Annotated in this window: 13 protein-coding genes; 8 read left to right on the top strand and 5 right to left on the bottom strand. The window is 65.4% G+C overall.

What is annotated here, in order from left to right:
• Positions 1 to 11: 11 nt before the first annotated feature.
• The gene (locus C7402_RS26370) at positions 12 to 422 is read right to left on the bottom strand and encodes a DUF2917 domain-containing protein (protein ID WP_116612747.1); all 411 of its coding nucleotides are present in this window, start codon (positions 420 to 422) and stop codon (positions 12 to 14) included.
• Between the two features lie 748 nt (positions 423 to 1,170).
• On the opposite strand from C7402_RS26370, the gene C7402_RS26360 reads away from it, so the two are divergent.
• The 4 genes from C7402_RS26360 to C7402_RS26345 all read left to right on the top strand — a co-directional run bounded on the left by C7402_RS26360 (position 1,171) and on the right by C7402_RS26345 (position 5,430).
• Positions 1,171 to 1,902 (top strand): GntR family transcriptional regulator, encoded by a 732-nt coding sequence (locus C7402_RS26360; protein WP_112170881.1) that lies wholly within the window; start codon positions 1,171 to 1,173, stop codon positions 1,900 to 1,902.
• A 450-nt stretch (positions 1,903 to 2,352) separates the two neighbouring features.
• Complete coding sequence (frc, locus tag C7402_RS26355; protein WP_116612745.1) at positions 2,353 to 3,600, top strand: formyl-CoA transferase; 1,248 nt, start codon at positions 2,353 to 2,355, stop codon at positions 3,598 to 3,600.
• 17 nt (positions 3,601 to 3,617) lie between these two features.
• Positions 3,618 to 4,430: a fumarylacetoacetate hydrolase family protein gene (locus tag C7402_RS26350; protein WP_116612744.1), complete on the top strand. Its 813-nt coding sequence runs from the start codon at positions 3,618 to 3,620 to the stop codon at positions 4,428 to 4,430.
• 52 nt (positions 4,431 to 4,482) lie between these two features.
• Positions 4,483 to 5,430: a hypothetical protein gene (locus C7402_RS26345; RefSeq protein WP_116612743.1), complete on the top strand. Its 948-nt coding sequence runs from the start codon at positions 4,483 to 4,485 to the stop codon at positions 5,428 to 5,430.
• A gap of 127 nt (positions 5,431 to 5,557) precedes the next feature.
• Here the strand turns inward: C7402_RS26345 and C7402_RS26340 are convergent, their stop codons facing one another.
• Positions 5,558 to 6,502, bottom strand: coding sequence for a LysR family transcriptional regulator (locus C7402_RS26340; RefSeq protein WP_112170885.1), 945 nt, complete (start codon positions 6,500 to 6,502; stop codon positions 5,558 to 5,560).
• 372 nt (positions 6,503 to 6,874) lie between these two features.
• Here C7402_RS26340 and oxlT point away from each other — a divergent pair, with 372 nt between their 5' ends.
• On the top strand, positions 6,875 to 8,218 hold the full coding sequence (gene oxlT, locus C7402_RS26335; RefSeq protein WP_116612742.1) for an oxalate/formate MFS antiporter: 1,344 nt from the start codon (positions 6,875 to 6,877) through the stop codon (positions 8,216 to 8,218).
• A 22-nt stretch (positions 8,219 to 8,240) separates the two neighbouring features.
• Positions 8,241 to 9,290 (top strand): LysR family transcriptional regulator, encoded by a 1,050-nt coding sequence (locus C7402_RS26330; protein WP_112171116.1) that lies wholly within the window; start codon positions 8,241 to 8,243, stop codon positions 9,288 to 9,290.
• A gap of 131 nt (positions 9,291 to 9,421) precedes the next feature.
• Here C7402_RS26330 and C7402_RS26325 read toward each other — a convergent pair whose 3' ends face one another.
• The 3 genes from C7402_RS26325 to gltS form a co-directional block, all read right to left on the bottom strand.
• On the bottom strand, positions 9,422 to 10,399 hold the full coding sequence (locus tag C7402_RS26325; RefSeq protein ID WP_112170887.1) for a 2-dehydropantoate 2-reductase: 978 nt from the start codon (positions 10,397 to 10,399) through the stop codon (positions 9,422 to 9,424).
• 216 nt (positions 10,400 to 10,615) lie between these two features.
• On the bottom strand, positions 10,616 to 11,236 hold the full coding sequence (locus tag C7402_RS26320; protein WP_112171117.1) for a LysE family translocator: 621 nt from the start codon (positions 11,234 to 11,236) through the stop codon (positions 10,616 to 10,618).
• Positions 11,237 to 11,348: 112 nt separating this feature from the next.
• A complete protein-coding gene (gene gltS / locus C7402_RS26315) occupies positions 11,349 to 12,560 on the bottom strand; it encodes a sodium/glutamate symporter (protein ID WP_116612741.1) in 1,212 nt (403 codons plus the stop codon).
• A gap of 344 nt (positions 12,561 to 12,904) precedes the next feature.
• On the opposite strand from gltS, the gene C7402_RS26310 reads away from it, so the two are divergent.
• Positions 12,905 to 14,314, top strand: coding sequence for a DUF2252 domain-containing protein (locus tag C7402_RS26310; RefSeq protein WP_112170889.1), 1,410 nt, complete (start codon positions 12,905 to 12,907; stop codon positions 14,312 to 14,314).
• 130 nt (positions 14,315 to 14,444) lie between these two features.
• Positions 14,445 to 15,338, top strand: a complete 894-nt coding sequence (locus C7402_RS26305; RefSeq protein ID WP_116612740.1) for a LysR family transcriptional regulator — start codon at positions 14,445 to 14,447, stop codon at positions 15,336 to 15,338.
• The last annotated feature ends 70 nt before the right edge of the window (positions 15,339 to 15,408 follow it).

The raw sequence follows: 15,408 nt of genomic DNA, 5'->3' as shown, positions 1-15,408 counted from the left end.
CCTGCCCGACCTTATGTCTGGCTTGCGCGCCGCAGCGTGAGCAATGCAAGCCAGGCGCCCATGCGCTCGATGCCGCGCCGCACGCCCGCATACGGCGGACGCCACGCGCTGGTGACGCTCACGCGAGCCGGCACGGCAGCCTCGGTGCTGAGCCAGATGCGCTCGCCGCGTTCGAGCCGCAGCGTCTCCCCCGGTTGTAGCCAGTGGTCGTACGGCGAGCACGCGCGCGTGACCCAGACGTGAGCGGCATGGATGCGCAGCGTGGCCGGCGCGTTCACACGCCATGTGAGCGTGCGCATGGGCGGCACGGCGAAATGGATCGATTGCGTGGGCAACGGGTCGTCGAAGCGGCTGGCTTCGTCGGCGAAATGAGCGAGCGTGGCGCGGGCCGCCTGTGAGGCGGATTGTGAAGCGTCATCCATCGTTTTCTCCAGTTTTTGGAGCCGACGAACGGAGCGCTATTACCCAGAAATGCAAAAAGCCCCGTCGATGCCGGCGGGGCTTTTGATTTGCGTGACGACAGACTGCTAGTACGCACACCATCCCCGAGGATCGCCCGTATGGGTTTTCCACGGATGATTCATCGCGTTGGCGACGATGAGGAGGGTGTAGGAGGTGTGCATGGGTCGAGTGTGCGGGGCGCCGGCTTGCACTGTCAACCGGAAATGATTTGAAGTGCTGTCTGTGCATGCTTTGTGTTGCGCGCAAGGCGCACTCGCGATATTGCATGACACGATCGTGCCCTTCGACGCTATTGCCACTTGCCGACAGCACCGGTTTCTCACTAGCATTGGTTGTTTTCAAGGCAGACCAGCCCGTAGTTCCATCGGCGTGTTGTGCGGGAACGACTATATCTGATATATCACATACAGAATATTGCTTTTTGTCGCGACGCAACATATGATTGAGTCATTCGATGACTCAATCTTGCGGAGCTTCAAATGGATTTCGTTTCTCTCGCACTCTTCGGGGCGGCAGTCGTGGCTCTGGGCGCCGCCGCTACGGTCCTGATCGCCAGGTGGCTGCCGCAGTCGGCTATTGAACAGGCTGCGCGGCATGGCCGGTACGCAGGTTTGGGCGAGGCGCCGCGCGTTGCGACGGCGCGGCGCGCGAAACCTGGTGCACAATTCGGTCCGCGAATCCGGCCGCAGGTCGGAAAAGAGGCAATCAATGTCGTCAGAACACACTGAAGAAGCGGTAGCAACCCGGGACGCGGCGCCCCTGAAACTGGCGCTGCAACCCATCAACGCAACGCTGAGCCTGCGCGATCAGGCTTATGCGATGCTGCGCCAGGCCATTGCCGACGCCGACATCTACCAGTCGCGCGAGGAAATCCGGCTCGACGAGCGCGTGCTGAGCGAGACGCTCGGCGTGAGCCGTACGCCGGTGCGCGAGGCCATGACGCTGCTGGAACAGGAAGGTTTTCTGCGCATGGTGCCGCGCCGCGGCATCTATATCGTGCGCAAGAGCAAGCGCGAAATCGTCGAAATGATCCAGATGTGGGGGGCGCTGGAAAGCATGGCAGCGCGCCTCGCCACGATCCACGCCACCGACGAGGAAATCGCGCGGCTGCGTCACATGTTCGACGACTTCCGCGACAGCACGCCCGCGGAGCATATCGCCGAGTATTCGGACGCCAACATTGCGTTTCACCAGGCGATTGTCGAGCTCTCCAGGTCTCAGATCATCCTCGACACGATCAAGAACATCTTCGTGCATGTGCGCGCCATCCGCCGCATGACGATCTCGCAGAGCGACCGCGCCTCGCGCTCGATCGTCGACCACCTGCGCATTATCGAAGCGCTGGAAAAGCGCGATACCGAACTGGCCGAAAAGCTCGTACGCCAGCATTCGCTCGATCTCGCGGTGTACGTCGAAAAGAACTGCGACTTCCTCGACTGAGGCGGGCGGCAACCGCCCCGGCCACAGCAAAACGGGAGACCTCAGGGTCTCCCGTTTTGCGTTTACCGGCTCACGGCCGGCGGCCGAAGCCCTCGCGGCGTCCGACTTTATGCGCATCAACCCCTGGCATCCCTGACGAATTAGTCGGCCGAAACCGGCAACCATTGCCGCCATCCTTCACACGGAATCTGGCATATCAGACCCGCTGCGCGCTCGGTGTTTTCCCTTGTGTGCGCCGCATCAAAGCCTGCGAAATCACAGCAAAGCCACGCGGCGTAAGGCTTTGGCGCATTTCTAAAGGCATTCCCGATGGGCAAATCCCCTCTTGCTTCACTGTGATATATCACATACCGTATTGCTCAAGGACGCAGATGACTCGCCTCTGCCCACGCAACCCCACCGATTTCTGAAAACTCGCCCGGCCACGACGATTAAACAAGGAGACATGACATGGGCAAGGCATTGAACGGCGTGCGTATCCTCGATTTCACGCACGTGCAGTCGGGACCCACCTGCACGCAACTGCTCGCCTGGTTTGGCGCGGATGTGATCAAGGTAGAACGCGTAGGCGGCGGCGACATCACGCGCGAGCAGTTGCGTGACCTGCCGGACGCGGACAGCCTCTACTTCACGATGCTCAACGGCAACAAGCGTTCGCTCACGCTCGACACGAAGAACCCGCAAGGCAAGCGCGTGCTGGAGCGGCTCATTCGCGACTGCGACGTGCTCGTGGAGAACTTCGCGCCCGGCGCGCTGGAGCGCATGGGTTTTAGCTGGGAGCATATCCAGACGCTGAACCCGCGCATGATCGTCGCTTCGGTGAAGGGCTTCGGCGCGGGGCCCTATGAGGACTGCAAGGTCTACGAGAACGTGGCGCAGTGCGTGGGCGGCGCGGCTTCCACGACGGGCTTCGACGACGGGCCGCCCGTGGTTTCCGGCGCGCAGATCGGCGACAGCGGCACGGGCCTGCATCTCGCGCTCGGCATCGTCACGGCGCTCTATCAGCGCACGCATACGGGGCGCGGCCAGAAGGTGCTCGCGGCCATGCAGGACGGCGTGCTCAACCTGTGCCGCGTGAAACTGCGCGATCAGCAGCGCCTCGAGCGCACCGGCGCCATGAAGGAGTATCCGCAGTACCCGAACGACGGTTTCGGCGAAGCCGTGCCGCGCGCCGGGAATGCGTCCGGCGGCGGCCAGCCGGGCTGGATCCTCAAGTGCAAGGGTTGGGAGACTGATCCGAACGCGTATATCTACTTCATCGCGCAGGCCCCTGTGTGGGACCGCATCTGCAAGCTGATCGGGCGCGAGGAGTGGATCGACGATCCGGACTATGCGACGCCGAACGCGCGCCTGCCGCGCCTGAAGGCAATCTTCGGCGAGATCGAGCACTGGACCATGCATCGCACGAAGTTCGAGGCGATGGCCGTGCTCAACCGCTACGACATTCCGTGCGGCCCCATTCTCTCGATGAAGGAGATCGCCGGCGACGAGTCGCTGCGCGCGAGCGGCACGATCGTCGAGGTGGAGCACCCGGTGCGCGGCAAGTACCTCACGGTTGGCAACCCGATCAAGCTCTCCGACAGCCCGACCGACGTCACGCGCTCGCCGCTGCTCGGCGAGCACACGGACGAGGTGCTCGCGGAATTCGGCTACACGAAAGACGAGATTCAATCGCTGCGTGCTTCTGGCGCCGTCTGACACGAAAGGAGCGAAGCATGGAAACGTGGATGCGTTTAATGGCGAGCGACGGCAGCATTGTGTTCGGTCGCGTCGAGAACGGTTACCTGCACGAATACGAAGGACTGGATCAGCCCGTTCCGACTGGCGCGGTGTTGTCGCTGCGCGCGCTCACGCCGCTTGCGCCCTGTGCGCCCGGCAAGGTCGTGGCGCTCTGGAACAACTTTCACGCGCTCGCCGCGAAGCTGGAAAAGCCGGTGCCCGCGCACCCGCTTTTTCTCATCAAGCCGGCGGCTTCGGTGATCGGGTCGTCGGAATCGATTCGGCGTCCTGCCCACTATGCGGGAAAAATCGTGTTCGAAGGCGAGCTTGGGATCGTGATCGGCAAGCGCTGCCGCGACGTGAGCGTGGAAGAGGCCGAGGCCTCGATCTTCGGCTACACGGTCGTCAACGACGTCACGGCGGCGGGCCTCATCACCGAGAATCCGCACTTCCCGCAATGGTGCCGCGCCAAAGGTTTCGATACGTTCTGTTGTCTGGGCCCGGCCATCGTTTCGGGCTTCGACTGGCGGCGCGCGCGCGTTGTCACGCAACTTGACGGCGTGGAGCGGCAGAATTATCCGCTTGACGACATGGTGTTTTCGCCGGCGCAGCAGGTGAGCCTCATTTCGCAGGATCTGACGCTCGAACCCGGCGATGTGATTGCGTGCGGCACCTCGCTCGGCGTAGGCTCGATCGTTGATGGCGCAACCGTCGAGGTCACGATCGAAGGCATTGGCACGTTGAGCAATACGCTGGCCGCCGCACGCGGCGAAACGCAGCCGCTAGCCGCCGTAGAGGGCGCGGCCTGAGCGAGTGAACCGGAAACGCGCGCGGCTCGCATGCCGCGCGCGAGGAGGAGAGATGCCGGACCTACTGGCTGGCGACCTGGCATGGCTGGGCGCCGGCGCGCTGTTCGCATGGCTCGGCTGTGCATTTGCACAACTGGCGGCGCTCGCACCGGTGCGCTCGCGCCGCTCGCCCGCCGCGCCGCGCTGTGCGCAGCGTGCGGGTGCGCCACACAAGCGTCGCTTCGGTTTCGCAATTTCGTTCGCATTGCTACTTACCGTGCCGCCGGGTGTGCTGGCGGCCGGCTGCTCGCACGCAACCCAGGCGGCGGTGGCCGTCGAAGCCGGCGTGCTGGCCGGGCTTTACGTTGCGGGTCGGCGCGATCTCACGCGGCGGGCGCGCACGGCCGCGCTGGCGGGCGGCGCGTTGGGCGCGGCGGCGCTGACCGGCGGCTTCGCGAGCTGCCTGCTCGAGCCCGGTCGCGCGCCTTTCGAACGTGCCGCGCTGTTCATCGCAGTGGTGACAGGCGCGCTGCTGGTTGGCGGCGCGTTGAGCCTCCTTGGCCGCGGCCCGGTGCGCAGGCGCGTGCCTTTCGGGCGCGGCGATCGTGCGATTCATCTCCTGGCGCTGCTGCTCGGCGTCGCGCTCGGCTATGGCTTCGTGAGCGCGCGCGCCTCAGCCGATTTCGAGCTTTCCGTGCTGGTGGCCGCGAGCGTTCTGGCTGCGGCTCTGGGCGCCCGGTTGATGAGCGGCGCCCGCAAGCCTCGGCCCGCGCGCACGGGTGCGCAGCCTCGTGAATCGCTTGAGCCCTTTGGCGCGACATTCAACGCGAGCTTCGCGGGCGTGCCGGACGAATTACTGGTCGCGGCCTGCGGCAGCGGTGCGTTCGAGCCCGCGTGGCTCGCGCCGGGCGACACGTCACCCGGCGGGGCGGGGCGCTCGGGCCAGCACGCGTCGCAGGACTTGCCGCGTCGGCGGCGCAGTCGGCATGGCGCGTTGCGGCAGCGGCAAGGGCCGCACTGAGATCGCGCTGAGTCCGCACCGAGGCCGCACGCCGATGCGCTGTGCCCGCCATTCGCGGGCGCGAGTCATGCGCGAAACGGACGAACGATTAGCTATCCTTGAAGGTAAGGTGCGTATCCATAGCACCTTACTTATGGAGGCTCGCTTCTGACACCCGTGTAATGTTCTCGATGAGCGGCGCGCCTTCCTCCATGAGGAAGCGCTTGAACGCGAGCGCGACGGGGGGCAGCCGCTTGTTTTTGCGGTGCACGACGTACCAGTTGAGCATGACCGGGAAGCCTTCGACATCGAGCACCGTGAGGTGGCCGACCTGCAATTCGAGGCTGATGGTGTGCGCCGAAAGAAACGCGATGCCCATGCCCGCAATCACGGCCTGCTTGATCGTCTCCGTGCTCTGGATCTCCATGGCGATCTTGAGGTTCGTGATCTTGCCCGCGAAGCCTTCTTCCATTGAATTCCACGTGTCCGAGCCGCGCTCGCGCACGATGAACGCCTCGTTGGCGAGCGTGCTGAGCTTGATGCCGCGCTTGTTCGCGAGCGGGTGCGTGGGCGCGGCGACGATCACGTAAGGGTGCGGCGCGAACGGCTCGTTGATGGCGTCGGTCGCGTGCGGCGGCCGCACCATGACGGCGAGATCGGTCTGGTTGCTGGCGAGCTGGTGGAGCAACTGCTCGCGGTTGTGCACGGAGAGATTGAGCGAGACGCCCTTGTAGCGGCGCGTGAATTCGGCCAGCAGGCGCGGAAAGAAGTAGTCGCCCGCGCTGATCACGGCGACGTTGAGCTTGCCGCCCGAGACGCCCTTCAACTGGCTCATCGCCTCGTCGACTTCATGGAACTGCTGGATGATCGCGCGGCTGTAGTGAAGCATCTCCGTGCCCGCGGGCGTGAGATAGATCTTCTTGCCGAGCTGCTCGAAGAGCGGCAAGCCCGCGTGGTCTTCGAGCTGCCGAACCTGCGTGGAGACGGCCGGCTGTGTGAGATGCAGCTCCTCCGCGGCCCGCGAAAAACTGAGGTGACGCGCCACGGTCTCGAAGACCTTGAGCTGGCGCAGCGTGGCGTTTCGCATCGTCATGGCCGAACCATAAAGGATACTGAATCCACATAATAACAAACTTTAATTGTGAGTAATTCAGCAATCACCCTAGCATGAGTTGAAAGGAGTCCGAATGCCGCGTGGAATGCCCGAAACGATGTCCGGGTTAACGCTCGGAAATACGATTTCATAAGGGGTAACGCGTAGAAAAACCCTTGTTTAACGATGCTTTAAGGGATGTGACGTAGGAGTCGGGTGAACGGGGATTGGCGAATTTCCATTCGCATTTTTCATTCATCCGGCGAATAAAAGACAGAGTGCAGCGCAGCAAAATTTAAAGACCATAAGTTGATATTTATGCAGACCGGCAATCAGGCAGGCTGCAATGAATAGATAGCGGAGACAAGCGAGATGAATGCAATCAGTCAGAGGAGCGAGGGCGGTCCGTTCTGGACGAACCGCTGGTTTCAACTGGTGGTGGGCATGCTATGCATGGCGCTCGTTGCCAACCTGCAATACGCATGGACGCTGTTCGTCGCACCGATGAACGCGCGGCACCACTGGGGCCAGGCCGAGATTCAACTGGCGTTCTCGATCTTCATTCTGACCGAAACCTGGCTCGTGCCGGTGGAAGGCTGGCTCGTCGACAAGTTCGGTCCGCGTCCGGTCGTGGCGGGCGGCGCGGTTTGCGCGGGTCTTGCCTGGGTGATGAACGCGTACATCACGACGCTGCCGATGCTCTATGTCTCGGCGGTGATCGCGGGCATTGGTGCGGGCGGCGTGTACGGCACCTGCGTGGGCAACGCGCTCAAGTGGTTCCCGGACCGCCGCGGCCTCGCCGCCGGCCTCACGGCCGCGGGCTTCGGCGCCGGTGCCGCCGTCACGGTGATTCCGATTGCGAACATGATCACGCGCTCGGGCTATGAGCACACGTTCTTTTTCTTCGGCATCCTCCAGGGCGTGTCGATTCTCGTGCTCTCGTTCCTGCTCGTGAAGCCCGTGCCGCGCGCCGTCGCCGCGGCTGGCCGCCGTCTCGTCTCGCGCGTCGACTACACGCCGGGGCAGATGGTCAAGCAGCCGGTGTTCTGGGTGATCTACGTCTGCTTCGTCGCGGTGGCCGCCGGCGGCCTGATGGCAACGGCGCAAATCGGGCCGATCGCGAAGGACTGGGGCCTCGCCACCATTCCGATGACGGTGTTCGGCGCGACGCTGCCGCTCCTCACGCTCACGCTCTCGATCGACAACATCTGCAACGGCTTCACGCGTCCGCTGTGCGGCTTCATTTCCGACAAGATCGGCCGTGAAAACGCCATGTTCATCATCTTCGTGGGCGAAGGGCTCGCGCTGCTCGGCATGATGCAGTTCGGCACCAACCCGTATGCGTTCATGACGTTCGCCGCGCTCATCTTCCTGTTCTGGGGTGAGATCTTCTCGATCTTCCCGGCGATCTGCGCGGACACCTTCGGCAGCAAGTACGCCGCATCGAACGCCGGCACGCTGTACACCGCCAAGGGCACCGCTGCCCTGCTCGTACCGGTAGCGTCCGTACTCTCGGCCACGGGCGGGTGGAGCGCCGTGTTCATCGCGGCGGCGGTCATCACGATCGCGGCGGGCGTGAGCGCCAAGTTCATCGTCGCGCCCATGCGCAAGCGCTTGATCGAGCAGAGCGCCGAGGAGAGCAACGAGCCTTCCGTCACGCTCGCCACCAGCACGGGCCCGGGCTTGCAGCCGTGGTCCAACCCGCGCGGCGAATGAGGCGCGCGAGCCCGCCATGTCGATGAACGTATCCCTCCAGCAACTCAAGGTGTTCGTCGCAGTGGCGCGGGCGCGCAGCTTCACGCGCGCCGCGCGCGAGTTCGGTCTCACGCAGTCGGCGGTGAGCCGCTGCGTGCGCGAACTGGAAGAAGCGGTCGAGCTGAAGCTGTTCGATCGCACCACGCGCCAGGTCGAACTCACGCTTGCGGGCAGCGGCTTCGAGCGGCGCATCGGGCGCCTGCTCGACGAGATCGAGATGGCGCTCAGCGAAGGCCGCGACGCGCACCAGGCGCATAGCGGCGTGGTGCTCGTGGCGAGCAATCCGGTGCTTTCGTCCACCTGGGTGCCCGCCGCGCTCGCGCGCTGCGCAGCGGCTTTTCCGTCACTCACGCTGCAATTGCAGGACTTGCCGCAAGCGGCCGTGCTTCAGGCGGTCGAGCAGGGCGAGGCCGACTTCGGCGTGATCGCCGAAACCGTGCCGTTCGCGAGCGGCAATCTCGACGTGCAGCCGCTTTCGGCCACGCCGCTTTGCGCGCTGTTGCCCGCGCACCATCCGCTGGCGCTACAGGGGGCGCTGCGATGGGACGATCTCGCGCGCGAGCCGCTTGTCACGCTCAATCGCGACGCGGGTTGCAGGGGCGCGGTGATGCGCGCGCTGGACGGCTTGCGGCCCGAGGGGAGGCCGCTGCAAGAGTTCGCGCACGTCGCGGGCGTGGCGCGCATGGCGCAGCTCGGCATGGGCATCGGCGTGCTGCCGGTGTGCGTGGACGGCGCGCACGCCGCGTGTCACTGGCCCGCGCCTGCGGGCCCGCTCGTCACGCGCTTGCTGCATCCGGTCGTCAACGTCACGACGATGCTCGTGCGGCGTCGTCATCGCTCGCTGCGGCCGAGCGCTCAGGCAGCGTGGTCGCAGTTCATGCCGGACGGCTCGGTCGCGCACGACACGGCACCGGAATCTTCACTCGATGGCTCGTCCGCGCGCAACACGCATGGCGCGCCCATGCGCGTCACCTTGCGCGATGGCTCCGCGCCCACGCTCCAGACCACGCACACCCACGCGCGCATTGAATAGCGCGCGCTGCGCACATCATCGTTTCATCGCCAGAAAAGCAAAACGGATCGCCCTCGCGCGATCCGTTTTGTCTTCCATCCATTCAGGGCGGCCTGCGCGCCGCCCTTAGTCCTGCCGCCCTTCGCCCTGCATTACGCCGGTTGCATCGCCATGCGTTCACGCTGCTTCACCAGCGCGAGCACCGTGTCGATCGTCGGGGTGGGCTCGCCCACCAGCGCGCCCATTTCCTGCACGACGGTGAGCAGCGGATCGATCTCCATCGGCCGACCGGTTTCGAGGTCGACGAGCATCGAGGTCTTGTGCGCGCCCACTGCGCCCGCGCCGTCGATGCGACGCTCCACATCCACGCGGAAGTTCACGCCGAACCGCTCGGCAATGCGCTTGCCTTCCAGCATCATCGTGCGCGCAACGGCGCGCGTGGCCGGGTCGCCGGTGATGACGTCGAGCGTGGCGTGCGTGAGCGCGCTGATCGGGTTGAAGCAGAGATTGCCCCACAGTTTCAGCCAGATTTCGTCGCGGATATTCTCGCGGATCGGCGCGTCGAACCCGGCCGCCTGCATGATTTCGTGCAGCGCGACGATGCGCGGCGTGCGCTCGCCCGAAGGCTCGCCAATGGGAAACTTTTTGCCGTACACGTGGCGGATCACGCCGGGCGCGTCGATTTCGGCGGCCGGATAGAGCACGCAGCCAATCGCGCGCTCCGGCGTGAGGCGGGTCCATTGCGAGCCGTCCGGGTCGATGCTTTCGAGCCGCGTGCCCGCGAACTTGCCGCCGTGCTGGTAGAAGTACCAGTAGGGAATGCCGTTGGTGCCCGTGACGATGGCGGTGTGCTTGCCGATGAGCGGCTGCATCGCGTCGATCACGCCCGCCACCGAATGCGCCTTGAGCGTGACGATGATGACATCCTGCACGCCCAGCTCGCGCGGGTCGGACGTGCAGCGGACCTTCGCCACATACTCCTCACCGTCCATCAAGAGGCGCGCGCCGTTCTCGCGCATGGCGGCCAGATGCGGGCCGCGTGCGATGAAGCTCACGTCGGCGCCCGCGCGCGCGAGTTGCACGCCCATCATGCCTCCGATAGCGCCCGCTCCATAGATGCAGATCTTCATGTTGAAACCCCAATGACGTTGAAAACCGCGTGTCCCTGGCGGCGCGTTTCATGATCGTGTGCGAGCGTTGGGGAAAAGCAGCCCGCTCGCCGCGGCGCCGGACGATGGTTTGAGCATAGGGGGTGCTGTCGATTAACGACAGTTAAAGTTTCTCGTGAAAATCATCAAGAGAAGCTTATGGATTCGACCCGCAGTGCAGCACTTTTTGCAGCACGATCAAGCGCGCCGCACGAGCAGAAAACTCACGCCGATCAGGCCGAGAAATGCGCCACAGGTGCGATTGAACCAGCGGCGCACCGTGGCGCGCGTGAGCCAGCGGCCAAGGTACATGCCCGCGAGCGAATAGAGCGCGATGGCCACGCATTCGAGCACGAGAAAGCTCGCGCCGAGCACGCCGAACTGCGGCGCGATGGGTCTTGCGACATCGACGAATTGCGGCAGGAACGCCGTGAACACGAGAATCGCCTTGGGGTTGCCCGCCGCCACGAGGCACTCGCGCCACGCAATGCGCGCAAGCGAGGCGTCGGCGTCGAGCGTCATGCCCACCGGGTTGGCGTCGCTGCGCCAGAGCTGCACGGCGAGCCATACGAGGTACGCGGCGCCCGCGAGTTTGATGACGAAGAACACGGCTTCGGACGCGCGCAGCACGACGGCGAGGCCCGTGGCCGCGAGCGCGATCATCGCGGCAAACGAGACCAGCCGTCCCGTGCCGCCGAGGAACGCGCGCAAAAAGCCGTGACGTGCGGCCACGTTGATGGACAACAGGTTGTTCGGCCCCGGCGCCATGTTCAGCGCGAAGCAGGCGGGCAGGAAAAAGAGCCAGGCGGTGAAGGACATGATGACGCTCGAAGGTTTGCGCCCCGCGAAGACGCTCAATGAATCCGCGGTGAATCGCGTCATTCTAGCGCGACTGGCGCGCGCCGCCTGGCGCGCCCATCTGTGGCGTTTTCTAGTGAAATATCGGCAACGCGAGAAAGAGCTTGATGACGATGGCGTTGGCAATGTCGATGAAGAAGGCGGCCACCATCGGCACGACGAGAAACGCGAGATGCGAATGGCCGAAGCGCGCCGTCACGGCCTGCATGTTCGCGATCGCCGTGGGCGTCGCGCCAAGGCCGAAGCCGCAGTGCCCCGCCGAGAGCACGACGGCGTCGTAGTTCGATCCCATCACGCGAAACGTGACGAAAATCGCATAGACCACCATGAGCACGGTTTGCGCGGCGAGGATCGTGAACACGGGCAGTGCGAGCGAGGCGAGGTCCCACAGGCGCAGCGTCATGAGCGCCATGGCGAGAAAGAGCGCGAGGCTCACGTTGCCGATGAGCGCGACGGCGTGCTCGGCCACGGGGCGTCCCGCGAAGGCAAGCCCATTGGCGAGCAGCACGGCCACGAACAGCACGCACACGAACGTGGGCAGCTCGAACGCGGTCCCGGCGATGAGTTCGGAGAGCACGTCGCCCACCGCGAGGCTGATGGCGATGAGCGTGAGCGTGTTGATGAACGCGCCCGGCGTGGTCGGCTGCTCGGCCTTGGGTTCTTCGAACGCGTAAGGGTCGGGGGCGCTTTGCGGGACAGCCGTGCCCGAGGTATCGCCGCGCGCGCCGAGGCGCTTCATGAGATGCTGCGCGACCGGGCCGCCGAGTATGCCGCCCATGATGAGACCGAACGTGGCGCACGCAATGGCCGCCTCGGTGGCCGACTGCAAGCCGTGATGCTCGGTGAACACCGCGCCCCATGCCGCGCCCGTGCCGTGCCCGCCAGCGAGCGACACCGACCCGCCGAGCAGGCCGAACAGCGGATCGACCCCGAACGCCAGCGAGAGCGCGATCCCCAGCACGTTTTGCAGCACGAGCAAGCCGATCACCAGGGCGAGAAAGCGCACGAGCACCGGGCCGCCGTGCTTCAGGTTGGCGATGTTCGCGTTCAGGCCGATGGTGGCGAAAAACGCGAGCATGAGCGGCGCTTGCAGCGAGGTGTCGAAGACCACGTCCACGTGCGCGTAGCTGTGCAGGCCGAACACGATCAGCGCCGCGACGATGCCGCCCGCCACGGGCTCCGGAATCGTCCACTTGCGCAGCAGCGGCACTGCGGCGACGAGCCACTGGCCGACCAGCAGCACGAGCGAAGCGACAACGAGCGTTCCATAGACTTTGACGTTCATGACCGAGGTCTCATTCGAGGTCTCGCAGGGCGGCAGCGGAACGCGTTGGGCTGCCGGGGGCTGCGCCTGCAATAGCGGGGACGCATCTCCGCGTCACGGTACACCAGGCGCGCGGGCGTTGCGCTCATGGTGCGCAATCGGGTGCCTGATGGTGTGCCTTCGGGCGCAATCGTCCGCCGCCGCCGGCCACGTTGCTTGCACGAAACGGGGCCGCACGCTTAAATACGCAGGCTGCGGCCACGGCGCGCGAGGCCGCCGCGTATGCAGAACGAATTTCCCCGTATTCCCCGCGATGCACGTTGCCACGAGGCAGGTGCGAGACCGTACAAGAACCGGAGAAGGTCATGAATGGGAGCACCGTTGCTGAACGCGAGGCGGCCGGGCGTGCCGCGCGCGAGCGCTCGAAACGTTCGAGCCACAAGGAAGTGGGCGAGATCCGGCGCGACCCGCTCGAACTGCTGCGCCTGAGCAGCGAAGGCCGGGTGCCCAACCTCGTGCAGTTGCGCTATGGGCGCATGATCGTCTCGCCCTTCACGTTCTTTCGCGGCAGCGCGATTCTCCAGGCGCACGATCTCGCGGGCGTGCCGAACACCGGCATGACGATGGAGATCTGCGGCGACGCGCATCTGCTGAACTTCGGCGCCTTCGCCACGCCCGAGCGCCAGCTCGTGTTCGATCTGAACGACTTCGACGAGGTGGCGCCCGGTCCGTGGGAGTGGGACCTCAAGCGCCTCGTGGCGAGCTTCGTCGTGGCGGCGCGGCACATGCGCTATTCGCGCGGCGTGGCCGAAGAACTCGTGATGACCGCCGTGACGCACTATCGCGACCGGCTGCGCCAGTATGCGGAGTACGGCGCCCTCGATCTCTGGTACGACAAGATCACCTTCGACCGCATGGTCGAGACGGCGCTCACGCCCGAAGGCCGCCGGCTGATCCGGCGCGGCATGGAAAAGGCCGCCAACCGCACGCACGAAAACCTGCTCGAAAAGCTCGCCGAGCGCCACAGCGACCACTGGACGATCCGCGACGCGCCGCCCGCGCTCTTTCACGTTCACGGCGTGAACACGCTGTTCGAACCCGAGGACGACTGGTTCACGCTCGGCGACTGGCGCACGCTGATCGAGCCGATGTACGCGGCCTATGCGAAAACGCTCGCGCCCGACCGGCGCGAACTGCTCGACCACTTCGCCATCCAGGATCTCGTGTTCAAGGTGGTGGGCGTGGGCAGCGTGGGCACGCGCTGCCTCGTGATGCTGCTCGTCGACCATCACGAGAAGCCGCTGTTCCTTCAGGTGAAAGAGGCACGGCGTTCAGTTATTTCGCAGTACTTCAAGTCGCAATCGCCGAAACACGAGGGCGAACGGGTCGTGCGTGGCCAGCGGCTGCTGCAAGCCGCGAGCGATATCTTTCTTGGCTGGACCACGGGCCCTTCCGGCCGCAACTTCTACGTGCGCCAGTTGCGCGACATGAAACTCTCGGTCGACCTCCAGTTGCTCGACAGCACGCTGCTTATCGGCTATGCGCGCCTTTGCGGTTGGGCGCTTGCGCGCGCGCATGCAAAGTCGGGCAGCGCGGCCATCGAAATTTCCTCGTATATTGGCCGCAACGACCAGTTCGGGGAGGCATTGACGAGCTACGCGTTCGCCTACGCCGACCAGGTGGAGCGCGACTACGACGTGTTCGTGAAGGCGGCGCGCAGCGGCGCGATCATGGCGCGTAGCGACGAGGACATGGCGGCGGACTTCCGCGTGTGACGTGTGGTGACGGGGGGCGACGGATGGTGACGAGCGCGAGGCGCGGCCAATGCGCCGCGCCGAACGCGCTATGCTTGCGCTTTTGTTTCGCCGCGCATGAGCGAGCTACGCCTGCGCGGCACGCGACCTTATGCGTCTACGTCACATCGAAGTCTTTCACGCGATCATGCGCACCGGCTCGCTTTCGAAGGCGGCCGAGCTGCTGTGCGTTTCGCAGCCGGCGGTCAGCAAGGTGCTCGCGCACGCGGAGCGCAGCGCGGGCCTGAAGCTTTTCAGCCGTGCGCACGGCCGCCTGCAACCCACGCGCGAGGCCGAGCTGCTGTTCGCCGAAACGCAGAAACTTCAGTCGAACCTGGACGGCATTCGCGACCTCGCGCGCAATCTCGCGCTGCGCCCGCAAGGGCTGCTGCGTATCGGCTGTCTGCCGAGCCTCGGCATGAGCCTGATGCCGCCCGCCGTGCAGGCGTTTCGCGCGAGCTATCCCGAGGTCTCGCTGAAGATCCAGACGCGCCACACCACCGAACTCCTCAACGCATTGCTCACGCGCGAGCTCGATCTCGCCGTCGCGCTCAATCCGCCTGCGCGGCCCGGCATCGCCGCGCACGAACTGGCGCGCACCGCCGTGGTCTGCGTCGCGCCGCCCGACGAGCCCTCGCCTGAACATGAGGCGCTTGCGCTGCGCGATTTCGTCGATGGCGAATGGATCAGCATCGGCAACGTCGACCCGCTTGGCGAGGCGATCGGCAACCTGCTGGAGGCCGAGGGCGTGGACGACCGTCTCGCGGCCGTCGAAGCGCAAACGTGGCACGTGGCGCGCGCGCTCGCGGCGCGTGGCATCGGCCGTGTGCTGCTCGACGAGATCACCGCGTGCAGCGCGGGCGAGCCGGTCGCGATACGGCGCGTGGAACCCGCGCTCACGATCGGCGTGTTCGCCATGTGGCGCGAAGGCGGCATGGACTCGCAGGCGGGCAATGCGTTCGTCGACGTGCTGCGCGGCTGCCTCGCCGAAACGTGCCAGGCGTGAGCGCGTCGGGCATCGGATCCGGCGCGGGCCGCCGGTACAATCGGGCGCAGGGGAGGCTTCGCCGCGTGCG

Source organism: Paraburkholderia unamae (genome assembly GCF_003096875.1).
Taxonomy (GTDB): Bacteria; Pseudomonadota; Gammaproteobacteria; order Burkholderiales; family Burkholderiaceae; genus Paraburkholderia; species Paraburkholderia unamae.
Note: the sequence above shows the minus strand (reverse complement) of the source record. Positions and strands in the feature narration are given on the sequence as shown.